The organism is Streptomyces sp. NPDC057137, assembly GCF_042670825.1.
Classification (GTDB): domain Bacteria; phylum Actinomycetota; class Actinomycetes; order Streptomycetales; family Streptomycetaceae; genus Streptomyces.
Genome location: NZ_JBHUUW010000009.1, coordinates 157,390 through 180,245, shown reverse-complemented (window position 1 = coordinate 180,245; position 22,856 = coordinate 157,390). Strand labels below are relative to the sequence as shown.

The window sequence follows — 22,856 nt, the reverse complement described above, 5'->3', positions numbered from 1 at the left end:
GCCGACCACGCTACGGCCAGGGTCTGACAACGGGCCCCGGCCTCGTCGAAGGCCGCCCGTCAGCCCACCGCGTCCCGCACCACGTCCGGGTTGTTGGTGATGATGCCGTCCACGCCGAACCCGTCCACGCGCACCGCGCCCGCGGTGTCGTTGACCGTCCAGGTGTTGACCTGGAGCCGCTTGCCGTGCGCGCCCTTCAGCCGGTGCACGGCGGCCACGTACTCGGCGCTGAGCGTGGAGTGCGTCGGGTTGATCTGGTCGGTGAACTTCGCGTACGAGGGCAGGTCGGCCACCGCCGGCGTACCGAGGAACCCGGTGGTCACGTCGGGCCGCTGCTCGTGCACGGCCCGCACGCTGTCCGCGCCGAAGCTCTGGATGACGAGCTTGTTCCGCACGTGCGCGCGGTCCAGCCAGCCCTCCGCGCGGAGCACGCGCAGGATGTCCTTCTCGATGCCCGGGTACAGCTCGGGCGCCTTGATCTCCAGAAGGAGCTTCTGCCGGTTGTCCTCGACGGTGTCCAGATACTGCTTCAGCGTCGGCACCCGCGCGCCCGCCCACCCGGGCCCGAACCAGCTGCCCGCGTCCAGCCGCGCGATCTCCGCCGCGGTGAAGTCCTTCACATTCCACGGAGCGCGGTCGGGGAAGACCTGCTCGGCGTCGGTGGTGCGCCTGAGGTCGGTGTCGTGCAGGACGACCAGCCGGCCGTCCTTCGTACGCTGGACGTCGTTCTCCACCCAGTCGATGCCCAGTTCCTCGGCCTTGTCGACGGCGGCGAGGGTGTTCTCCGGCGCGTAGGCGGAGGCGCCGCGGTGGGCGATGACCAGCGGATCCGCGCCGTGACGGCCGGACGCGACGGACACGGGGGACGTCTCCGGGGCCGTGGCCCGCGGGGCGGCGGCCGACGTGGTCCCCGGCAGAGCCAGAGCGGCGGCTCCCAGCAGCGCGACGGTCGCGGTCACAGAGGTGCGTGCGTACACGTGGACTCCTTGCGTCGATCGATCACGGACGGGCCGAGAGTGACAGTCGGCGGCCAACACGCGACAGGCGAAGGTTGGCCACAACGTGAACGGACTGCGCCCGAGCCGGGCCCGGAGGCGGTCGCCATGTCGACAAAAGGGTGACCTGATGTTTGCTTGCCGTGCCGCTGGTCATACCCTCGCCCCCGAACCAACGCTTCCGCAGACGGCTCATCAGGAGCGAAGGGCATACCGCATGCAGGGCACCACCGACGGATTCAGCTACGGCCTGATCACCCCCGTGGCGGCCTTTCTCATGGCCTGCCTCGGCGGCGCGCTGGGCCTGCGCTGCGCCATCAGATCCCTGCACACGGACGAACGCGGACGCAAGGCCGGCTGGCTCGCACTCGCCGCCATCGCGATCGGCTCGGGCGTCTGGACGATGCACTTCATCGCCATGACGGGCTTCGCCGTGGCGGAGACACCCGTCACCTACGACCCGGCCACGACCCTCGCCAGCCTCGCCCTCGCGATCGTCATGGTCGGTCTCGGCATCTTCATCGTGGGATACCGCGGCACCACCACGATGGCCCTGGTCACCGGCGGTACCGTCACCGGTCTCGGCATCGCGAGCATGCACTACCTGGGCATGGCCGGAATCCGGCTCCGTGGCAGCATCGAGTACGACACGCTGACCGTCGGCGGCTCCGTCGCGATCGCCGTCGTGGCGGCCACCACGGCGCTCTGGGCCGCCGCCTCCGTCCACAGTCTGCTGATGAGCCTGGCCGCCAGCCTGGCGATGGGTGTGGCCGTCACCGGGATGCACTACACGGGCATGGCCGCCGTCCACGTCCATCTGCGGCTGCCCGGCAGCTCCGCCGAGGGCGCCGAAGGCGGCGAACCGGCGGCCACACTGCTCGGGCCCATGCTGGTGGGGCCCGGTGTCTTCCTGCTGCTGGCGGCCGTCGTGGTGATCTTCGACCCGCTGATGGTCATGGGCGGCCAGGCGGCCCGCGACCCGGTGTCCCAGGGCCGACAGGGCCGAGGGCGCCACGAGCGCGCCCTGCCCGGCGTACCGGCCCAGCGGGCCCCGCGGGAGCCCACGTACGGCGAGACCGCCGAGGAGACGGTGTCCAGACAGGCCGGGCGCTCCGGCGGCGGGTCGCGGGGCGTCCACGACTGGTGATCCGACGGGTGATCCACCCTCGACTGTCAGTGGGTGGTCGTACGGTGGGTACATGCGGCCAGTTTCCAAGATCGAACGTACTTCGGCGCCTTTTGAGGTCATCAGCTCCTACCAGCCCAGCGGCGACCAGCCGACGGCGATCGCGGATCTGGAGCGACGCATCCGCGCAGGTGAGCAGGATGTCGTCCTGCTCGGTGCGACGGGCACCGGCAAGTCGGCCACCACGGCCTGGATGATCGAGAAGCTTCAGCGCCCCACCCTGGTGATGGCTCCGAACAAGACGCTGGCGGCCCAGCTGGCGAACGAGTTCCGCGAGCTGCTCCCCAACAACGCCGTCGAGTACTTCGTCTCGTACTACGACTACTACCAGCCCGAGGCGTACGTCCCCCAGTCGGACACCTACATCGAGAAGGACTCCTCGATCAACGACGAGGTCGAGCGGCTGCGCCATTCGGCGACGAATTCGCTGCTCACCCGCAGTGACGTGATCGTGGTCGCGTCCGTCTCCTGCATCTACGGCCTGGGTACGCCCCAGGAGTACGTGGACCGGATGGTGCCGCTGAAGGTCGGCGAGGAGTACGACCGCGACCAGCTGCTGCGCCGCTTCGTCGACATCCAGTACACGCGCAACGACATGGCGTTCACGCGCGGCACCTTCCGGGTCCGCGGCGACACCATCGAGATCTTCCCGGTCTACGAGGAGCTGGCCGTCCGCATCGAGATGTTCGGCGACGAGATCGAGGCCCTCTCCACCCTCCACCCCCTCACCGGCGAGATCATCAGTGAGGACCGGGAGCTGTACGTCTTCCCGGCCAGCCACTACGTGGCGGGGCCCGAGCGCATGGAGAAGGCCGTCAACGGCATCGAGCGCGAGCTGGAGGAGCGCCTCGCCGAGCTGGACAGGCAGGGCAAGCTCCTGGAGTCCCAGCGGCTGCGCATGCGTACGACGTACGACATCGAGATGATGCGCCAGATCGGCTCCTGCTCCGGTATCGAGAACTACTCGATGCACTTCGACGACCGCTCGCCGGGCACCGCGCCCAACACCCTCCTCGACTACTTCCCCGAGGACTTCCTGCTGGTCATCGACGAGTCGCACGTCACCGTGCCGCAGATCGGCGCGATGTACGAGGGCGACGCGTCCCGCAAGCGCACGCTGGTGGACCACGGCTTCCGGCTGCCCTCCGCGCTGGACAACCGCCCGCTGAAGTGGGAGGAGTTCCAGGAGCGCGTCGGCCAGACCGTCTATCTGTCGGCCACCCCCGGCAAGTACGAACTCTCCCGCGGCGACGGCTACGTGGAGCAGATCATCCGTCCCACCGGGCTCATCGACCCGGAGGTCGTGGTCAAGCCCACCGAGGGCCAGATCGACGACTTGGTGCACGAGATCCGCGCCCGCACCGAGAAGGACGAGCGCGTCCTGGTCACCACCCTCACCAAGAAGATGGCCGAGGACCTGACCGACTACTTCCTCGAACTGGGCGTGCAGGTCCGCTATCTGCACAGTGACGTCGACACCCTGCGCCGTATCGAGCTGCTGCGCGAACTGCGCGCGGGGGAGTACGACGTCCTCGTCGGCATCAACCTGCTGCGTGAGGGCCTCGACCTCCCCGAGGTGTCGCTCGTGGCGATCCTCGACGCCGACAAACAGGGCTTCCTGCGGTCGGGCACATCGCTGATCCAGACGATCGGCCGCGCGGCGCGCAACGTCTCGGGCCAGGTCCATATGTACGCGGACAAGATCACCCCGGCGATGGAGCAGGCCATCGACGAGACCAACCGCCGCCGCGAGAAGCAGATCGCGTACAACACCGAGCGCGGACTCGACCCGCAGCCGCTCCGCAAGAAGATCAACGACATCGTCGCGACCATCGCGCGCGAAGAGGTCGACACCGAGGCACTGCTCGGTACGGGCTACCGCCAGGGCAAGGACGGCAAGCAGGCGAAGGCCCCGGTGCCGACGCTCTCCCGGGCGGACAGAGCGGGCAAGCAGGGCGCGGTGGTCACCGACCGGCCCGCGGCCGAACTGGCCGGAATCATCGAGGAGATGACCGATCGCATGCGCGCGGCGGCCGCTGATCTGCAGTTCGAGGTGGCCGCGCGGCTGCGCGACGAGGTGAGCGAACTGAAGAAGGAGCTGCGGCAGATGAGGGAAGTGGGGCTGGCCTGACGCCGCCACACCTGGTGTGTTGCAAGACCGACACAAAAACGGCCGAAGTCTCCTGCGCTGTCAGTGTGACTGCGTAGGGTACGGGACAACCGCACACATGGACGGTTGCGGGGGAACTTCCGAGAGGGGACAGCGCGTGGTCGACGTATCCAAGGGCAGTGCCGGGGGCCCTGGGGTCAACCTGACCAAGGGGCAGGCGATCAGCCTGGAGAAGAGGGGCGGCGGCACCCTGACCGCGGTGCGCATGGGGCTCGGCTGGCAAGCCGCCCCGCGTCGTGGCCTGTTCGGGTCACGCACCCGCGAGATCGACCTGGACGCCTCGGCCGTGCTCTTCGCCGACAAGCAGCCGGTCGACGTGGTCTTCTTCCGCCACCTTGTCAGCGACGACGGCTCCGTACGGCACACCGGCGACAATCTCGTCGGCGGCGCCGGACAGGGCGGCGACGACGAGGCGATCCTCGTCGATCTGCAGCGGGTTCCGGTGCACATCGACCAGATCGTCTTCACGGTGAACTCGTTCACCGGCCAGACGTTCCAGGAGGTGCAGAACGCCTTCTGCCGCATCGTCGACGAGACCAACGGCGACGAGCTGGCCCGTTACACACTCGACGGCGGCGGTCAGTACACCGCGCAGATCATGGCCAAGGTGCACCGCGCCGGCACCGGCTGGCAGATGACCGCCCTGGGCAACCCGGCCAACGGCCGGACGTTCCAGGACCTGATGCCGGCGATCCTGCCGCACCTGTAGGCACGGCTCTCGCCAGCGCAAGCGCAGCTCCCGGAGGCAAGGCCGCCGGGAGCTGTACCGCTTGCCGAGCGGTATCGACAGACAGTCTTACCGAGCACCGAGCACCGAGCACCGAGCACCGAGCACCGGCCGGCACCAACCGAACCGTCTCACCGAGCAGTTCGGACACGGCACCACAGAACGACATCACTACGGGCCACCGACGCGTGACCGACGAGGGGACAGAGGCGATGACGGCCGAGCTGGTCCGGGGGCAGAACCATCCCTTGCCCCACAGCCGACTGGAGATCCGGGTGACGGCCGGAGTACCGGTCCTCGCGTGTGCCACCCTCGGCGACGACCGGGGCACGGTCCTCGGCGTCGAGTGGATCGCCCACCCCGGTTCGCCCACGCTGCCCGGCATCGAGGTGTCCCGGCAGGCCGCCGCCGGGCTCCGCTTCCATGTCGACCTGGAGGCCGTACCGGACCGCGCGCATCTGGTCCACGTACTGCTCGCGCTCCCCGAAGGGGTCGGCGGACCGTCCAGATTCGGCACCACGGCCGCCCCGTTCGCCGCTGTCACCGCGACCGACGGCACCGAGATCGCCAGCTTCACCATCACCGACCTGGAGGCGGAGTCCGCCGTCGTCGCGCTTGAGCTCTACCGCCGGCAGGGCGCCTGGAAGGTCCGCGCCGTCGGCCAGGGGTACGCGGGCGGGCTCGCCGAACTGTTCGGCGACCAAGGCGTGCCGCAGGCCCGCGAGTTCGCCGCCGGGATCCAGGAAGCGGTGGCCCGGCACATGGCCAGCGCGATCCAGGCACCGCTGACCGGCACGCCCGACAACGTACGTATCCGCTCCGACAGGTCCGCCACGGCCACCCAGCCCGGCCAGACCGCGGGAGGCGCCGCAGGCGCGGGAGCCTCGTCGGGCTCCGGCGTGACCCCCGGCTCGGGTACGACCCCCGGCACAGGCACAGGCACAGGCACCGGCGCCACGCCGCACCAACTGCCGGGCACCCCCGGCCAGCAGCCGGCCGGCCCGTCGGACGGGCAGGGTCAGCAGCCTGCCGCCGCCGCGCACGGCACCGCCGGGGGACGGGTCAACTACACGCACCCGCGCCGGCAGACCACGGCTCCGCCCACCCCGCCGCCCGCGTCGCCGCCGGCGCAGCCCGGCCAGGCGCCCCGCCCGGTCGCGGGCGACGCGACCGGCTGGTCCATGGAGGAGCGCCTGTACAACCAGGTGTGGGGCATGTTCGAGGACCTGGCCCGCGCCACCGCCGCCTACCGCAGCGCCGTCGACTTCGCCGAGTCCCGGATGGACCAGGAGCTGGACCGGGTCCTGTCCGACCCGCGCAGCCGGATAGGCGGCACGGGCGACGCGGCCCGCCAGGTCGCCCGCGCCAAGCGCGACCAGCTCACCGACCAGGCGCGCGAGGCCCTCGACCGGGACCTCGGCCAGCTGGCCGCCGAGTCCGACGTCGTCGAGCCCGCCCTGCCGCCCGCGTACGCCCGTTGGGACAACCCCGTCTGGCACGCCTACCGCGTCCCGATGGACAACCCGATGGCGTTGCGCCTCGGCGATCTCCACCTGCCCGAGCGCACGGACCTGCGGATCCCCATGCTGGTCAGGCTCCCGCTGGAGCGCGGCCTGTGGATCGACAGCGGCCGGTCGGGCTCGGAGGGCGCCCTGATGCTGGACGAGGGGCAGCTGCGCAGGCTCGCCATGGACAACGCGGTCGGCCACGCCGCGCGCCTCCTCGCGGCCTACCCGCCGGGCGAGTTCACCGTCCATGTGATCGATGCCGCGGGCTCTGCCGCCATGTCCCTCGCCCCCCTGGTCGCCGCGGGCGTGCTGAACCAGCCGCCGGCGAGCGGCGCCGCAGGCGTCTCCGCCGTGCTCGCGAAGCTCACCCAGCGCGTGGACCTGGTGCAGATGGCCATCAGGGGCGGTGCGGCCGACTCGCTGCCGCCCGAGCTGGACACCGCCGAGCAGCTGCTGATCGTCAACGACTTCCCGCACGGGTTCGACGACCGCGCGGTCACCCAGCTGCGCTATCTCGCGGACGAGGGCCCGGCCGTCGGGGTCCATCTGATGATGGTCGCGGACCGCGAGGACGCCAGCGCGTACGGCCCCGTGCTCGACCCGCTGTGGCGCTCGCTGCTGCGGATCACTCCGGTCGCCGACGACCACCTCGCCGACCCGTGGGTCGGACACGCGTGGACGTTCGAACCGCTGACGATGCCGCCGGGCAGCCAGATACTCCGGCGGGTGCTCGAACAGGTCGCCGAGGCACGCCGCGCCTGGCGCCGCTGACCCGTTCGTGTCCGGGACCCTGTCCGTGCCCGGGACCCTGTCCTCACTCCCGTCACTCCCGTCCGTGAACGGCTGAATAGCAGCTGACCTGCACCTCGGCGCCTGCTTGACCCTGGACTTTACCTTCTCTTGGGGTTTCCTGTACTCTCCATTGAACGGAGGGGAGTACTCCCACACCGCGACGTACCCGTCAATACGGACCGCCATCGGTCCCGGGGCGTCGGCCCGCAGGCGCAGATGAGACGCCCGGGTGGAAGAGACCTCCGGCAGCGACGACGCTGATCAGTAGCCGTACGACGCCGGAGGCGCAGTGGACGTTTCATGGACCCTGTGGGTACTGACCATTCTTGGTCTGTGTGCCCTGATCTCGGTCGACTTCCTCATCGGGCGCAAGCCCCATGACGTGTCGATCAAAGAAGCCGGAATCTGGACGATCGTCTGGATCGTCCTGGCCGCCCTGTTCGGCATCGGCCTGTTGATATTCGGCACCAGCCAGGCATCGGGCGAGTTCTTCGCCGGATTCATCACCGAGAAGTCGCTCAGTGTCGACAATCTCTTTGTCTTCGTCCTGATCATGGCGAAGTTCTCGGTGCCCTCACACCTCCAGCAGCGAGTGCTGCTCATCGGTGTGCTCATCGCCCTCGTCCTGCGCGCCATCTTCATCGCGGCGGGCGCGGCGATCATCGCCAGCTTCTCGTGGGTCTTCTACATCTTCGGCGCGTTCCTGATCTACACCGCCTGGAAGCTCATCCAGGAGGCGCGCTCCGACGACGAGGAGGAGGAGTTCGAGGAGAACCGCCTCCTGAAGTCGATCGAGAACCGCTTCGGAGTCGCCGACAGGTACCACGGCACGAAGCTCTTCATCCAGAAGAACGGCAAGCGCGTGCTGACCCCGCTGATGGTGGTCATGCTCGCCATCGGCACCACCGATGTGCTGTTCGCGCTGGACTCGATCCCCGCGATCTTCGGTCTGACCCAGGACCCGTACATCGTCTTCACCGCCAACGCCTTCGCGCTGATGGGTCTGCGGCAGCTGTACTTCCTGATCGGTGGCCTGCTCAGGAAGCTGGTCCACCTCAGTTACGGTCTGTCGATCATCCTCGGCTTCATCGGCGTCAAACTGGTGCTGCACGCGCTGCACGAGAACGGGGTGAATGTCCCCGAGATCTCCATCCCGTTCTCGCTGGCCGTCATCTGCGGTGTGCTGATCGTCACCACGATCACCAGCCTGATCGCCTCCAAGAAGCAGGCGGAGCGCGACGCGGCCGAGGGCAAGGACGCCGGGGACAAGGCCGAGGACAAGGACAGCGAGGGCAAGGCCGACATCGAGGCCTGACCGCGCGACGTACGAGACACGCGTACAAGACGCACGTACGAGACACCCGGACCGGGGCGAGTGGCACCAGCCGATCGCCCCGGTCCCGTCCGCGCGCCGGCGCCCGCGCCGCCTCAGTACGTGACGGTGATCCGCCGCGCCGGGCCGTCCACCCGCACCGTGCCGCCGTACGGAATGACCAGCTGCGGATCGGTGTGCCCGAAGTCCACGTCGAAGACGGCCATCGTGTCGGGGGCGTACGTGTCCAGCGCCCGCACCACCGCCGCGCGCTGCTCCCGGGCGTACAGCGCCGACTCCCGCGGGCTGTTCCGGCGCTCCAGCGACCAGGTCTTGGCCCGTCCCATCAGCAGCGCGGGGAAGCGCCGCAGCAGCCCGCGCTCGCCCATGCCGCGCAGGATCCGGAAGACCTCGTCGGCGCCCGGCAGCTCCTCCGAGGTCTCCAGCAGCAGCACACAGCCGTCGTACGCGCCGAGGTCGTCCTGGATCTCCCGGCCGGCCGTGAACAACCCGGACAGGGTCTCCAGATTTCCGCCCCAGGTCCGGCCCTCCACCACCCGCTCGGGCCCGTGCACCGTCCATCCCGCGCCCGGCCGGGTCTCGGGCTCGGCCAGGAAGGTCGCCGGGTCGGCCCAGTCGCGGTCGGTGTCGCGGAAGCGCGCGGCGGGAGTGAGTTCGTACGGCCCCGAGGTGAAGAGAGCGGCGCGCAGCGAAGCCTCCGTAAGAGGATCCATCGCGCCGGGCCGGCCCAGCTCGCACATCACGCTGCCGCCGTGGAAGGCGACGATCCCGGTGTTCCAGAGGAAGGCCAGCAGATTGGTGTTGTCGCTGTAGCCGAAGAACGGCTTGGGGGATGCGCGGATCAACTCGCGGTCCAGCAGCGGCAGTACGGTGATCTGGTCGTCCCCGCCGATGCTCGCGATGACCGCCCTGACCGTCGGGTCCGCGAAGGCGGCGTGGATGTCGTCGGCCCGCTCACGCGGTGTGGACCCCATCTTCCGCGTCGCCGGATACTCGACGGGCACCAGGCCGAAGTCCTTCTCCAGCCGGGTCAGGCCCAGTTCGTACGGGCGCGGGAACAGGCCCGGCAGCCCCGACGAGGGGGAGATCACGGCGATCCGGTCGCCGGGGCGGGGCTTGGCGGGATACGTGAGCGGCTGCATACGGCCGGAGCGTAACGACAGCCCCGCGCCGCGGGCAGCCGGTTTTTCGGCAGCGGGGACTGCCCGCCTACCAGCCGCGCTCGCGCCAGGCCGGCAGCTGCGGACGCTCGGCGCCGAGCGTCGTGTCGTCGCCGTGGCCCGGATAGACCCAGGTCTCGTCCGGCAGCCGGTCGAAGAGTTTCGTCTCGACGTCGTTGATCAGACTGGCGAAGGCCGCCGGGTCCTGGTGTGTGTTGCCCACGCCGCCGGGGAAGAGGCAGTCGCCGGTGAAGAGGTGCGGGTGGCCGTGCGGGTCGTCGTAGACCAGGGCGATCGAGCCCGGCGTATGACCGACGAGATGGCGCGCGGTCAGTTCGATCAGTCCGACCCGGATCGTGTCGCCGTCCTCGACCAGCACCTCGGTCGGGACGGGGATCCCCTCGGCGTCGTACCGTCCGGCGTACGTCTCGGCGCCGGTGGCGGCCACGACCTCGGCCAGCGCCTGCCAGTGGTCCCCGTGTCGGTGCGTGGTGACGACGGACGCGATGCCGTCGTCACCGATCAGCGTCAGCAGCGTGGCCGCGTCGTTCGCCGCGTCGATCAGCAGTTGCTCCCCGGTGGCCCGGCAGCGCAGCAGATAGGCGTTGTTGTTCATCGCGCCGACGGCGACCTTCGAGATCATCAGGTCGGTCAACTCGTGCACATCGGCCGGTCCGTCGAGCTTCACGGCTCCGCTGTAGGTCATACGACTCAGCCTATAGCGGGGGCAGTACGGGCAGCGAGGAGTCCGAGGTCTTGAGCGCCGACCCGTCACGCCGGCCGGCGAGCCAGCCCATGAGGTCGGCCGCCGGGCCCGTGACGGCGGACGGAGTGCCGTCGGCGCGGCCGGTGCGCCAGGTGCGTCCGTCGGGGGAGGTCAGGGCGAGCGGCGGTACGTCGGCGTGGCCGGCGAAGCGCTCGGTCAGGAAGTCGATCTCGCGGCCGGTGAAGTCGTCGGAGAGGTCTTCGAGCTCCGGACCGATGCCGAGGTCGACATGGTGCAGTTCGACCTCGACGAGCCTGCGGAACGGGATCCGGGCGGCCACGTCCGTCACACCGTTACGGAGCGCGACCGTGCGTGCCCAGTCGGCGGGGACGGCCGCCACCCGCCGGAAGTGCTCGGCCGTGGCGCGTACGTCGGCGACCTGCGCGTCCAGGGGGCGCGGGGCGTCCCGCTCGATGTCGGAGTCGCGGGTGACGGCGTCCGGGTACATCGGCCGGCCTTCGAGCACATTGACGAGTGCGTCGGCGTTCCTGGCCAGATGAGCCAGTACGTGACCACGGCTCCAGCCCGGCAGCCGTGACGGCTCGGCCACGGAGGCGTTGTCCAGTCGGGCGGCTGCGGTGAGGAGCCGCTCGGTCGCTTCATGCAGGGAATCCAGGTCGCGCACATGATCAAGCATGAGGGCGACGATAGTCCCACCACTCCTTCGGGTGAAGGCGGCGACAAGCAGCCGTAAATCGAATGCGCGTGCTATAAGCTCGTCGGAGGCATCCTGGTAAGGAGCCCTCGCAGCCCGGTGCCCCAGTGACCCGGGTCATTCCGTTAGGCAGTCCATCGCTCTGGCGACCCCCATTACTCTGGGAAGGGGGCTCCGCCCCTGCTTCTCTCTAGAAAGGTGCGGACCGGCGTGGCCGACCGTCTCATCGTCCGTGGCGCTCGCGAACACAATCTCAAGAACGTCTCGCTCGACCTTCCCCGTGACTCCCTGATCGTCTTCACCGGGCTCTCCGGGTCGGGCAAGTCCTCCCTCGCGTTCGACACGATCTTCGCCGAGGGACAGCGTCGCTATGTCGAGTCGCTGTCCTCCTACGCCCGGCAGTTCCTCGGCCAGATGGACAAGCCGGACGTCGACTTCATCGAGGGCCTCTCGCCGGCCGTCTCCATCGACCAGAAGTCCACCTCCCGCAACCCCCGCTCGACGGTCGGCACGATCACCGAGGTCTACGACTACCTCCGGCTGCTCTTCGCCCGTATCGGCAAGCCCCACTGCCCCGAGTGCGGCCGGCCGATCACCCGCCAGTCGCCGCAGGCCATCGTCGACAAGGTCCTGGAGCTGCCCGAGGGCAGCCGCTTCCAGGTGCTGTCGCCGCTGATCAGGGAGCGCAAGGGCGAGTTCGTCGACCTGTTCTCGGACCTCCAGACCAAGGGGTACAGCCGGGCGCGCGTCGACGGGCAGACCATCCAGCTGAGCGAGCCGCCGAAGCTCAAGAAGCAGGAGAAGCACACCATCGAGGTGGTCGTCGACCGTCTCACGGTGAAGGGCAGCGCCAAGCGCCGGCTGACCGACTCGGTCGAGACCGCGCTCGGGCTCTCCGGCGGCATGGTCGTGCTCGACTTCGTCGACCTCCCGGAGGACGACCCCGAGCGCGAGCGGATGTACTCGGAGCATCTGTACTGCCCGTACGACGACCTGTCGTTCGAGGAGCTGGAGCCGCGCTCCTTCTCCTTCAACTCGCCCTTCGGCGCCTGCCCCGACTGCACGGGCATCGGCACCCGCATGGAGGTCGACCCGGAGCTGATCGTCCCCGACGAGGAGAAGTCGCTCGACGAGGGCGCCATCCACCCCTGGTCGCACGGCCACACGAGGGAGTACTTCGGCCGGCTCATCGGCGGTCTGGCCGAGTCCGTCGGCTTCCGTACGGACATCGCGTGGGCGGGGCTGCCGCAGCGGGCCAAGAAGGCCCTGCTGTACGGCCACAAGACCCAGGTCGAGGTGCGGTACAGGAACAGGTACGGCCGCGAGCGGGCGTACACGACCCCGTCCTTCGAAGGCGCGGTCTCCTTCGTCAAGAGGCGGCACTCCGAGGCGGAGAGCGACACCAGCAGGGAGCGCTTCGAGGGCTACATGCGCGAGGTGCCCTGCCCGACGTGCCACGGCACCCGCCTCAAGCCGCTCGTCCTCGCGGTCACGGTCATGGACCGGTCCATCGCCGACATCTCCGCGATGTCGATCAGCGAGTGCGCCGACTTCCTCGGCAAGATGACGCTGAACGCCAGGGACAAGAAGATCGCCGAGCGCGTCCTCAAGGAGGTCAACGAGCGGCTGAGGTTCCTGGTCGACGTCGGCCTGGACTATCTCTCGCTCAACCGCGCGGCCGGCACACTCTCCGGCGGCGAGGCGCAGCGCATCCGGCTCGCCACCCAGATCGGCTCCGGTCTGGTCGGTGTGCTCTACGTCCTGGACGAGCCGTCCATCGGTCTGCACCAGCGCGACAACCACCGGCTGATCGAGACCCTCATCAGGCTGCGTGACATGGGCAACACCCTGATCGTCGTGGAGCACGACGAGGACACGATCAAGGTCGCCGACTGGATCGTCGACATCGGCCCCGGCGCGGGCGAGCACGGCGGCAAGGTCGTCCACTCCGGCACGTTGAAGGAACTCCTGGACAACGAGGAGTCGATCACCGGGCAGTATCTGTCCCGCAAGAAGGCCATCCCGACGCCGGACGTCCGCAGGCCGATCGACCCCGGGCGGAAGCTCACCGTGCACGGCGCGCGGGAGAACAACCTGCGGGACATCGACGTGTCGTTCCCGCTCGGCCTGTTCACCGCCGTCACAGGTGTCTCCGGATCCGGCAAGTCGACCCTGGTCAACGACATCCTCTACATGCACCTGGCCCGGGAGCTGAACGGCGCCAAGTCGGTGCCGGGGCGCCACACCCGGGTCGACGGGGACGACCAGGTCGACAAGGTCGTGCATGTCGACCAGTCGCCCATCGGCCGTACGCCCCGGTCCAACCCGGCCACGTACACCGGGGTGTTCGACCATGTGCGCAAGCTCTTCGCCGAGACGATGGAGGCGAAGGTCCGCGGCTATCTCCCCGGGCGCTTCTCCTTCAACGTCAAGGGCGGACGCTGTGAGAACTGCGCGGGCGACGGCACGATCAAGATCGAGATGAACTTCCTGCCGGACGTGTACGTCCCGTGCGAGGTCTGCCACGGCGCGCGCTACAACCGGGAGACCCTGGAGGTCCACTACAAGGGCAAGTCCATCGCCGAGGTGCTGGACATGCCCATCGAGGAAGGGCTCGACTTCTTCGAGGCCGTCCCCACGATCTCGCGCCACCTCAAGACGCTCAACGAGGTGGGTCTGGGCTATGTGCGGCTCGGTCAGTCCGCGCCGACCCTCTCGGGCGGCGAGGCGCAGCGCGTGAAGCTGGCCAGCGAACTCCAGAAGCGCTCCACGGGCCGCACGGTGTACGTGCTGGACGAGCCCACCACCGGGCTGCACTTCGACGACATCAGCAAGCTGATCAACGTGCTGTCCGGACTGGTCGACAAGGGCAACACGGTGATCGTCATCGAGCACAATCTGGACGTCATCAAGACGGCGGACTGGGTCGTCGACATGGGTCCCGAGGGTGGCAACGGCGGCGGGCTCGTCGTCGCCGAAGGCACACCGGAGCAGGTGGCCGGGGTCGCGACCAGCCACACCGGGAAGTTCCTGCGGGAGATCCTGGACGCGGAGCGGATCAGCGACGCGGCTCCCTCGGGACGTACGAAGTCACCGGCCCGCAAGACAGCGGCGAAGACCACCGCTGCGAAGACCACCGCGGCGAAGGCGCCGGCGAAGAAGGCCGCGGCCAAGAAGACGGCCGAGCGGTCCCGCAAGTCCTGACATCAGGAGGCCGAGGCGTCCCCCGGGGCGCCTCGGCCGAACGTATGCGCGGGATCTGGGTCAGAATGGTCACCTTCCATCAATCGGCAGGATGCGAGATGAAGGTGTCCGAGCAGCAGCGCGGCGACAGCGATTCCGTCGTCCGGATCATGGCAGAGGTCCTCGGAGCCGATGAGTTGAAGCCCTCCGACAGCTTCTACGACTTCGGCGGCACATCCCTCCAAGCGGTACGCATATGCACCCGTGTCAAACGAGAACTGGGCATCCGGGTCTCTCCCGACACGGTCTTCGACAGTGAGACGGTCGCCGATTTCAGCGCCGCCGTGATCGCCCGCGGCGAAGCCGACTGACGGGGACGGAGACCGACTTCTCATGTCCCGCATGTCCCCCGTGCCCGTGCCTCGTCCGCCCGGTACGCGGCTCATCCACGAGGCCGTCGCGCACCAGGCCCACCTCCGGCCGGACGCCACCGCACTGGTCTTCGCGGGCCGGCGCGTCAGCTACCGCACGCTCGACCGGGCGGCGGAGACGTACGCCGCGGAGCTGGGCCGACTCGGTGTCGGCCCCGGGCGGCTGGTGCCCGTACTGCTGCCACGCTCGCCCCAACTGGTGGCCGTGCTCCTCGCCGTACTCAAACGTGGTGCCGCCTACGCGGCGCTGGATCCGAAACTGCCCGCCGACCGCCTGCGGACCGTACTCGCCATGCTGGCGCCGCCGGTCGTCGTGGGCCCGTCGCCGGCCGAGGGCGCGCCGCCCGCGACGGACGCCGACGGCCGCACCGTATGGACGCCACCCGCCGAGGAGTTGAGCGAAGCGGCCGGACGGGCCCCGGACGCGAGCCTCACGCCTGATCAGGACACGGCGGACGGGGTGGACGGGGCCGCGCCCGCCACCGTGTTCTTCACCTCGGGCACCACCGGCACCCCCAAGGGAGTGCTCTCGCCGCACCGCGCCACCACCCGGCTGTTCGGCCCTGACAGCTTCGCCGACTTCGGCCCCGGCCGTGTGATGCCCCAGGCCGCCCCCGTCTCGTGGGACGCGCTCACCCTCGAACTGTGGAGCATGCTGACCACCGGCGGCACGGTCGTGCTCGTCGACGGCGACTACTTCCTCCCCGACGACCTGGCCGAACTCGTCGAATCCACCGGCCTGGACACCATCTGGCTCACCGCCGCCCTCTTCAACCTCTTCGTGGACGAGGACCCCGACTGCTTCACCGGGCTGCGCCAGGTCTTCACCGGCGGCGAGCGCCTCTCCGCCCCGCACATCCGGGCCTTCCTCGCCCGTCACCCCGGGATCACCCTGCTCAACGGCTACGGCCCGGTCGAGTGCTGCGTCTTCGTCACCACCCACCGGATCCGACCGGCCGACTGCGAGGCCGAGTACGGCATCCCGCTCGGCACGCCGGTCCCCGGCACCACGATCCATGTCCTCGACGGCGACCACGAGGTCCCGCCCGGCGCGCTCGGCGAGATCTGTGTCTCCGGGGAGGGCCTGGCCGACGGCTACCTCGGCAACGAGCGGGCGACGGCGGAGAGTTTCGCCACATTCGACCCCGGCACCGGCCCCAGAAGGATCTACCGCACCGGCGATCTCGGCCGGCTGGACAGCGACGGGACACTGCACTTCCACGGCCGCGCCGACCGGCAGATCAAGATCTCCGGGCACCGCGTCGAGCCCGCCGAGACAGAGGCCGCGGCCCTGCGCCTGGCAGGCGTCCGGGAGTGCGCCGTGCTTCCCGTGGCTGGTGAGAGCGGTGCGTACGAACGGCTCGCGCTGTTCTACACCGCGGAACCGCTCGCCGGGACGGGCGGCACCGGTGACGCCGACGGCGCGGTCGACGGCGCCGCCCCGGAGCCGGACACCGTTCGGAAATCGCTCGCCGCCGTACTGCCGCGCGCCCAGGTGCCCGACGACGTCCGGCGGATCCGGACCTTCCCCCGGACGCCCAACGGAAAGATCGACATCGTCGCTCTGTTGGACCAGCCGGGCCGATAGACGCATGATCGGTGTCTGAATATCGCCGCACCGGCCTCAGCCGCCACCCCCCAGAGGTCCGTCCCAGTCGTTCGCACCACGAAGCGAGAAGCGATGGAACCGCGTACCTACCCGATGTCGTTCGAGCAGGAGTCGATCTGGCTCAACGACCAGTATCAGCAAGGCACCTCGCGCTACGTGGAGTCGTGGGTCCACCGACTGCGCGGCCCCCTCGACATCGTTGCCGTCGAAGCGGCGCTGACCGGCGTCGTGGCCCGGCACGAAGCGCTGCGCAGCAGGCTGATGCTGGTGGACGGCGCTCCCCGGCAGATCGTCCTCCCGCCGATGCGGGTTCCGGTCGACGTACGGCGGATCACGGCGGACGAGCGGGCGTCGGCGCTCAGGGACGCCGTCACCCGGCAGACGGACCTCGCCGAACCGCCGCTGCTGAAGGCCACGCTGCTGGTGATCGCCGACGTCGACGCCGACGGCGCGGACCACGACGCCACCGACTCGCGCTCACGCCCGCGCCCACACCCGCGCGCGGACGGTGAGTCCGTGCTCGCCGTCGCGATCCACCACGCCGTGATCGACGGCTGGTGCTTCAGCCTCCTCGACCAGGAGTTCGGCGAGCTGTACCGCGCCGAGGTGGAGCGCCGGGCGCCCCGGCTGCCCGAACTGCCCGTCCAGTCGGGGCCGTACGCCCGGCGCCAGCGGAGCACCGACGGCGAACACCGCGCGCGGCTGGTCGAGCACTGGCGGGCCGAACTGGCAGGCGCACCCGACGAGTCGTCCTTCCCGGCCGACCGCCCCCGCCCGCAGGCCCTCAGCCACCACGGCGGCCAGGTGGAGTTCGGCGTCGACGCCGCCACGGGAGCGCTGATACGCGGCCTCGCCGCCCGGCTGCGGACGACACGTTTCGTGGTGCTGGCCGCGGCGCTGACCGCGCTGATCGGGCGGCACACCGGCCAGGACGACCTCGTCATCGGCACGCCGGTGTCGCGCCGCGACGAGCCGGAGACCGAGGACCTCATCGCCTGCCTCACCGACGTGCTGCCGCTGCGCGGACGGCCGCGCCACGACCGGTCGTTCACGGACCTGGTGGTGGAGATGAAGCACCAGGTCAGGTCGACCGTCCGGCACAAGGACGTGCCGTACAGCCATCTGGTGCGTGAGCTGGGTGTCGAGCGGACACTGAGCCGGTTCCCGCTGTTCCAGGTGGTGTTCGCGGTCGACGACGCGCCGCCGTCGGCGCTGTCCCTGCCGGGTGTGGCGGCCGAGCGCCTCCAGGTGCACGACGGGACGGCCAAGTACGACGTGTTCCTGCACCTGATGCCCGACGGGGACGGGTACCGCGGACTGTGGGAGTACTCCGCCGACCTCTTCGACCATGCCACGGTCGAGCGGCTGGCGGCCCGGTTCCGTACGCTCGTCGCCGACGCCGTCGCCCGCCCCGAGACCGCGCTCCAGGACCTGGCGGTCATGCCTCCCGACGAGGAACGGCGGACGCTCACCGAGTGGGCGCACGGCGCGCAGCCGCCCCCCGAAGTCCCGCTCGTGCACGAGGCGTTCGCGCGTTCGGCCCGGCTGACACCGGACGCGCCCGCCGTCGTCGCGAACGGGCGGACCCTGTCGTACGCGGAGCTGGACGCCGCCGCCGACCGGGTCGCCGCGCTGCTCGTCGCGCGAGGCGCCGTACGCCGCCCCGTCGGCGTGTGCGTGGAGCGGACGGCGGATCTGCCGGTGGCCGTCCTCGGGGTGCTGAAGGCGGGCGGCAGCTGTGTGCCGATCGACCCGCGCCATCCGGCGGAGCGGATCGCGTTCACGGTGCGGGACAGCGGGATCGACGTCCTGCTCACCCAGCGCGGGTGCCGGCCGGCCGAACTGCCCGCCGGCGTCGAGGCGGTGCTCCTCGACGACCTGCCGGACGCGGACGACGTGCCGGGTGCGCCGGACGCGGACGACGTGCCGGGCATGCCGGGGCAGGTTGACAACAAATCGCCGTTCACCGGCCCCGTCGTCCCGGTGGGGCCCGACGACCTCGTGTACGTCATCTACACCTCGGGTTCCACGGGCCGGCCCAAGGGCGTCGCCATGGAGCACGGTCCGCTGGCCAATCTGATCGAGTGGCAGCGGCGCCGGTCGGCGACCGGGCCGGACCCGAGTGAGGGGGCGCGCACCCTTCAGTTCGCGCCCCTCGGCTTCGACGTCGCGTTCCAGGAGATCTTCGCCACCTGGGCGGCGGGCGGGACGCTCGTCCTCGTCGACGAACAGGTCCGCAGGGACCCGCACCAACTGCTCGACCTGATCGGGTCGGAGCGGATCGAGCGGCTGTTCCTGCCGTTCGTCGCGTTGCAGCAGTTGGTGGAGTACGCGTGCGTCACCGGCCGTCGCTGCGACTCTCTTCAAGAGGTCCTCACGGCGGGCGAACAGCTCCATGTCACGCCCGCCCTGCGGCAGTTCTTCGGCACCCTCACCTCGGCCACGCTGGAGAACCAGTACGGCCCCTCCGAGACCCATGTCGTGACTGCGGAGCGGCTGGGCCCCGACCCGGCCGCCTGGCCCGATCTGCCGAGCATCGGACGCCCCGTCGACGGCGCCACGGTCCTCCTGCTGGACGAGCGGCTGCGGCCCGTGCCGGCGGGCGCCGTGGGGGAGATCTGCGTCGGCGGACCGGTGGTCGCGCGCGGCTATGTGGGACGCCCGGAGCTGACGGCCGAGAAGTTCGTGCCCGGCGACCTTCCCGGAGCAGGGACGGGGGCGGGTACGCGGGCGGGCAGCCGCTTCTACCGCACCGGTGACCTGGCCCGGCTGCTGCCCGACGGCCGGATCCAGTACGTCGGCCGGAGCGACGGCCAGGTCAAGATCCGGGGCCACCGGGTGGAGACAGGCGAGGTGGAGGCCGCCGTACGCGCCCAGCCCGGCGTGGCCGACGCGGCGGTCGTGGCCCAGGACCTCGGCCCGGGAGCCGGCAAGCGGCTCCTCGCGTACTACATCGCCGGCGACCCGGACGTGGCCGGTCCCGAGGAGATACGGCAGCGGCTGCGCGCCCGGCTGCCCGACCCGCTGGTCCCGGCGCGCTGCGTACCGGTCGACGGCTTCCCGCTCACCTCCAGCGGCAAGGTCGACCGCGCCGCACTCGCCCGGCGGAGAGACGGCGGCGAGGACCGGGGTGACGGCGCAGGCGACGACGACACCGCACGGGCCGTCGCGCTACTCACCGCCACACAGGAGCGGATCGCCCGGCTGTGGTCGGCGCTGCTCGGCCCCGGCACCATCGGCGCGCACGACGACTTCTTCGCGCTCGGCGGCGATTCCCTGCTGGCGACCCGGCTCGTCCTCGCACTCCGGGAGGAGCTGGCCGTACGGGTACCGCTCCGCTCCGTCTTCACCTCACCGACCGTCGCGGGCCTCGCCGCACTGGTGGACGCCTCCTCAGTAGGAGGACGTAAGGAAGTCGCCCCCGACCTCACCGACGACATACGACTCGCCCCCGACATCGTTGCCGCCGCCGATGTCCGCACCGTCGTCCCCGACCCGGAGCACGTCCTCCTCACCGGAGCCACCGGCTTCCTCGGCGCCTTCCTCCTGAGGGAACTGCTGCGCCGGACCGACGCCACCGTCCACTGCCTGGTGCGCGGCAGCGACCAGCTGAACGCCGAGAAACGACTGCGCTCGGCCCGCGAGTCGTACGGCCTCACCGACCCGTCCACCGAACACCGCGTCACCGTCGTCACGGGCGATCTGGCCCGGCCCCGACTGGGCCTCTCGGCGGCCGACTTCGACCGGCTCGCCCGTACCGTCGACGCCGTCTACCACTCCGGCGCCGCCGTCAACCTGGTGTTCTCCTACGAGCAGTTGAGAGACGCCAACGTGTACGGCACGCAGGAGATCCTGCGGCTGGCCGCCCTGCACCGCACCGTGCCGGTCCACCACATCTCCACCGTCGGTGTGTACGGGGGCGGCGGCGCCGAGACCGCGTACGGCGCCGGGGACGGGCCCGCTCGCCCCGTACGGCCGCAGGACCCGACCGGACCGGCCGCCACCCTTGAACACGGCTACACGCGGAGCAAATGGGCCGCGGAGCGGCTCGTCGAGGCCGCGCGCGCCCGTGGGCTGCCCGTCTCCGTCTACCGGCCCACCCGGATCACCGGCGAGTCGACCACCGGTGTCTGCCAGACGGGCGACTTCATGTGGCTGCTGCTGAAGGGCTGCGTCCAGTCGGGCGTGGCCCCGTCGGACGTCGACACCGCCTTCGACCTCGTGCCCGTGGACTTCGTCAGCGCCGCCGTGGTGGCGCTCTCCCGCCAACCCCGGTCGGCGGGGCGGACGTTCCATGTCGCGGGGGAGCGCCCGCTGCGCATGGACACCGCCGTGGCGCGCCTGCGCGCACTCGGCCACGCCGTCAAGGACGTCCCGGCCGCCGACTGGCTCGCCGCCACCGAGGCGGATCCCGGCAACGCCGCCTTCCCGCTGCTCACGGCCATGGCCGCCGAGACGCGCGGAGGGGGCTCGGAGGGGAGCCTGCTCTTCGACGCGGAGGACACCCGGCGTGCGCTGGAGGGCACCGGGATCGGCTGCCCCGACATCGACGAACAGCTCTTTCGTACGTATGTGGAGTACTTCACCCGCACGGGGTTCCTGCCGCGGCCCACCCGCACGGCCGGTCCGTCCCCGTTCCCGTCCCCTTCGCCGTCCACGCCCCCGGCCCGGTCGCCGTCGTCGTCCGCGTCACCGTCACCGTCGTCGTCCGTTCCAAGGCCGCACCCGCAGCCGAAGCCCCGGTCGACTCCGTCTCCTCCCCCTAACGCACCTCGGCCTCATAGGGAGGCTCAGCGCCGGGCCGGGAGCAGGTGACGGCGGCGGCCCGCGCGGCGAAGCCGAGGATGTCCCGCCACTGCCCCGCGTCGAGCGCGTTCAGCGCCCGCTCCGACAGGGCGTCGATGGCGCCCAACCGGTGCAGCAGCGCGGCGTTCACGGTGTCGCCCGCGCCGATCGTGTCCACGACGTCCACCGGGGTGGCCGGGACCGAGACCTCCACCCCGGCCCGCGTCCGCACGGTCAGCCCGTCGGCGCCGCGCGTCACCACCACGGCCGCCGGGCCGCGCGGCACCCCTCCGAGCCACCGGGCGTCCTCCTCGGAGAGCTTCAGGAGCGACACGTACGGCAGCCAGCCCGCGAAGCGCGCACGGTAGGCGTCGGCGTCCGGGATCAGCGGCGGCCGGATGTTCGGGTCGAGCAGGGTGAAGACCCCGCGGTCCGCCTCACGGCGCAGCAGCGCCTCGTACGCGCTCGCGCCCGGTTCGAGGACGAGCGAGCAGGTGCCCAGGGCGAGCGCCCTTGCCGACGGGGGCAGTTGGGGCGGCAGCTCGAAGAGGCGGTCGGCGGTGCCCTGCGCGTAGAAGCCGTAGCCGGCCGAACCGTCGCTTCCTACGGAGGCGACGGCGAGCGTCGTCGGTTCGGGGCCGCGCTGTACGAGGGAGGTGTCGACCCGCGCAGAGCGCAGACCGTCCAGCAGGGCCACGCCGAAGGCGTCCGTGGAGACGCGCGAGCAGAAGGCGGTCGGTGTGCCGAGCCGGCCGAGGGCGACGGCGGTGTTGTACGGGCCGCCGCCGAGGCGGGGCAGCAGGGGCGGCAGCGGGCCACCGGCGGCGGGCTGCGGGACCAGGTCGATCAGGGACTCTCCGGCGACGACGATCACGCTGCCGAACGTAACCCATCGTCCTCACGTGCGACAGCGTGTGCGTGACGGCCACGCCCGACGGCCACGCCCGACGGCAGCGCTGCGACGACCACCCCACGACCACCACGTGTGATGCCCGGGGAAGGCGCCGAAAACGCCCCCGGTAGGGTCGAACGCAGCGCCAGCCTTCCGACCGCGCCAGCCTTCTGACCAGTGGAGACACCATGCCCGCCCGGCCCACCCCCCGTCGTACCGTCCTGAAGGGTGTCGCGCTCGCCGGCGCGGCCGGTGCCGGTGTGGCCGCCTGCTCCACCGAGTCGAAGCTGGGGCACGCCGAGGAGCCGACCCCGACCGCCCCGGTCGACCTCGGCGCGGCGGACGCGGTGCCGGTCGGCGGGGTGAAGCTCTACCGCGAGCAGCGTCTGGTGGTGAGCTGTCCCGCCGAGGGCCAGTACAAGGCCTTCAGCGCGCAGTGCACCCACGCGGGCTGTGTGCTGGACAAGGTGGAGGGCACCGAGGGCAACTGCCCCTGCCACGGAAGCCGGTTCGACGTCACGACGGGCAAGGCGACGAAGGGCCCGGCGACGGTGCCGCTGCCCGAGGTCCCGATCAGCGCGAAGGACGGCCGGCTCGTCGCGGGCCCCGGCGCCTGAGCCCACCTGGCGCGGCCACACTGTCGGTGCCCGCAAGTAGGGTGGAG

Annotated in this window: 15 protein-coding genes; 10 read left to right on the top strand and 5 right to left on the bottom strand. The window is 70.7% G+C overall.

Annotated elements, in window-relative coordinates:
- Positions 1 to 59 precede the first annotated feature (59 nt).
- Positions 60 to 977, bottom strand: a complete 918-nt coding sequence (locus ACFT9I_RS10870) for a glycerophosphodiester phosphodiesterase (RefSeq protein ID WP_382562869.1) — start codon at positions 975 to 977, stop codon at positions 60 to 62.
- Between the two features lie 235 nt (positions 978 to 1,212).
- Between ACFT9I_RS10870 and ACFT9I_RS10865 the strand changes: the two genes are divergently transcribed.
- The 5 genes from ACFT9I_RS10865 (at position 1,213) to ACFT9I_RS10845 (ending at position 8,693) form a co-directional block, all read left to right on the top strand.
- Positions 1,213 to 2,142, top strand: a complete 930-nt coding sequence (locus tag ACFT9I_RS10865; protein WP_382562867.1) for an MHYT domain-containing protein — start codon at positions 1,213 to 1,215, stop codon at positions 2,140 to 2,142.
- A 52-nt stretch (positions 2,143 to 2,194) separates the two neighbouring features.
- Positions 2,195 to 4,312 carry an excinuclease ABC subunit UvrB gene (gene uvrB, locus ACFT9I_RS10860; protein WP_382562866.1) on the top strand — a complete coding sequence of 706 codons (2,118 nt, stop codon included), beginning with the start codon at positions 2,195 to 2,197 and terminating at the stop codon, positions 4,310 to 4,312.
- A gap of 181 nt (positions 4,313 to 4,493) precedes the next feature.
- Positions 4,494 to 5,060: a TerD family protein gene (locus ACFT9I_RS10855; protein WP_364467697.1), complete on the top strand. Its 567-nt coding sequence runs from the start codon at positions 4,494 to 4,496 to the stop codon at positions 5,058 to 5,060.
- Between the two features lie 230 nt (positions 5,061 to 5,290).
- Positions 5,291 to 7,357: a TerD family protein gene (locus ACFT9I_RS10850; protein WP_382562865.1), complete on the top strand. Its 2,067-nt coding sequence runs from the start codon at positions 5,291 to 5,293 to the stop codon at positions 7,355 to 7,357.
- 310 nt (positions 7,358 to 7,667) lie between these two features.
- Complete coding sequence (locus tag ACFT9I_RS10845) at positions 7,668 to 8,693, top strand: TerC family protein (protein WP_382562863.1); 1,026 nt, start codon at positions 7,668 to 7,670, stop codon at positions 8,691 to 8,693.
- A 113-nt stretch (positions 8,694 to 8,806) separates the two neighbouring features.
- Here ACFT9I_RS10845 and ACFT9I_RS10840 read toward each other — a convergent pair whose 3' ends face one another.
- The 3 genes from ACFT9I_RS10840 to ACFT9I_RS10830 form a co-directional block, all read right to left on the bottom strand.
- Entirely contained in the window at positions 8,807 to 9,853 is a 1,047-nt protein-coding gene (locus ACFT9I_RS10840) for a S66 peptidase family protein (protein WP_382562861.1), read from the bottom strand.
- A gap of 67 nt (positions 9,854 to 9,920) precedes the next feature.
- On the bottom strand, positions 9,921 to 10,577 hold the full coding sequence (locus ACFT9I_RS10835) for an MBL fold metallo-hydrolase (RefSeq protein WP_382562859.1): 657 nt from the start codon (positions 10,575 to 10,577) through the stop codon (positions 9,921 to 9,923).
- Between the two features lie 10 nt (positions 10,578 to 10,587).
- Complete coding sequence (locus tag ACFT9I_RS10830; protein ID WP_382562858.1) at positions 10,588 to 11,274, bottom strand: maleylpyruvate isomerase family mycothiol-dependent enzyme; 687 nt, start codon at positions 11,272 to 11,274, stop codon at positions 10,588 to 10,590.
- Between the two features lie 228 nt (positions 11,275 to 11,502).
- On the opposite strand from ACFT9I_RS10830, the gene uvrA reads away from it, so the two are divergent.
- The 4 genes from uvrA (at position 11,503) to ACFT9I_RS10810 (ending at position 21,330) form a co-directional block, all read left to right on the top strand.
- The gene (uvrA, locus tag ACFT9I_RS10825; protein WP_382562857.1) at positions 11,503 to 14,496 is read left to right on the top strand and encodes an excinuclease ABC subunit UvrA; all 2,994 of its coding nucleotides are present in this window, start codon (positions 11,503 to 11,505) and stop codon (positions 14,494 to 14,496) included.
- Between the two features lie 104 nt (positions 14,497 to 14,600).
- Entirely contained in the window at positions 14,601 to 14,846 is a 246-nt protein-coding gene (locus tag ACFT9I_RS10820; protein ID WP_382562856.1) for an acyl carrier protein, read from the top strand.
- Between the two features lie 22 nt (positions 14,847 to 14,868).
- A complete protein-coding gene (locus ACFT9I_RS10815; protein WP_382562855.1) occupies positions 14,869 to 16,494 on the top strand; it encodes an amino acid adenylation domain-containing protein in 1,626 nt (541 codons plus the stop codon).
- A 93-nt stretch (positions 16,495 to 16,587) separates the two neighbouring features.
- Positions 16,588 to 21,330 carry an amino acid adenylation domain-containing protein gene (locus tag ACFT9I_RS10810; protein ID WP_382562854.1) on the top strand — a complete coding sequence of 1,581 codons (4,743 nt, stop codon included), beginning with the start codon at positions 16,588 to 16,590 and terminating at the stop codon, positions 21,328 to 21,330.
- On the opposite strand, the gene ACFT9I_RS10805 is transcribed toward ACFT9I_RS10810, so the two are convergent.
- Positions 21,278 to 22,174 carry a carbohydrate kinase gene (locus ACFT9I_RS10805; RefSeq protein WP_382562852.1) on the bottom strand — a complete coding sequence of 299 codons (897 nt, stop codon included), beginning with the start codon at positions 22,172 to 22,174 and terminating at the stop codon, positions 21,278 to 21,280. The two genes, ACFT9I_RS10810 and ACFT9I_RS10805, sit on opposite strands and share 53 nt — an antisense overlap.
- Positions 22,175 to 22,380: 206 nt before the next feature.
- Here ACFT9I_RS10805 and ACFT9I_RS10800 point away from each other — a divergent pair, with 206 nt between their 5' ends.
- Positions 22,381 to 22,809 (top strand): Rieske (2Fe-2S) protein, encoded by a 429-nt coding sequence (locus ACFT9I_RS10800; protein ID WP_382562850.1) that lies wholly within the window; start codon positions 22,381 to 22,383, stop codon positions 22,807 to 22,809.
- Positions 22,810 to 22,856: the final 47 nt, after the last annotated feature.

What these genes read in the sequence shown, in the direction of transcription:
- ACFT9I_RS10865 (WP_382562867.1), top strand. Translation starts at nt 1,213, where the DNA reads ATGCAGGGCACCACCGACGGATTCAGCTACGGCCTGATCACCCCCGTG.
- uvrB (WP_382562866.1), top strand. Translation starts at nt 2,195, where the DNA reads ATGCGGCCAGTTTCCAAGATCGAACGTACTTCGGCGCCTTTTGAGGTC.
- ACFT9I_RS10850 (WP_382562865.1), top strand. Translation starts at nt 5,291, where the DNA reads ATGACGGCCGAGCTGGTCCGGGGGCAGAACCATCCCTTGCCCCACAGC.
- ACFT9I_RS10840 (WP_382562861.1), bottom strand. Translation starts at nt 9,853, where the DNA reads ATGCAGCCGCTCACGTATCCCGCCAAGCCCCGCCCCGGCGACCGGATC.
- ACFT9I_RS10835 (WP_382562859.1), bottom strand. Translation starts at nt 10,577, where the DNA reads ATGACCTACAGCGGAGCCGTGAAGCTCGACGGACCGGCCGATGTGCAC.
- ACFT9I_RS10830 (WP_382562858.1), bottom strand. Translation starts at nt 11,274, where the DNA reads ATGCTTGATCATGTGCGCGACCTGGATTCCCTGCATGAAGCGACCGAG.
- ACFT9I_RS10815 (WP_382562855.1), top strand. Translation starts at nt 14,869, where the DNA reads ATGTCCCGCATGTCCCCCGTGCCCGTGCCTCGTCCGCCCGGTACGCGG.
- ACFT9I_RS10810 (WP_382562854.1), top strand. Translation starts at nt 16,588, where the DNA reads ATGGAACCGCGTACCTACCCGATGTCGTTCGAGCAGGAGTCGATCTGG.
- ACFT9I_RS10800 (WP_382562850.1), top strand. Translation starts at nt 22,381, where the DNA reads ATGCCCGCCCGGCCCACCCCCCGTCGTACCGTCCTGAAGGGTGTCGCG.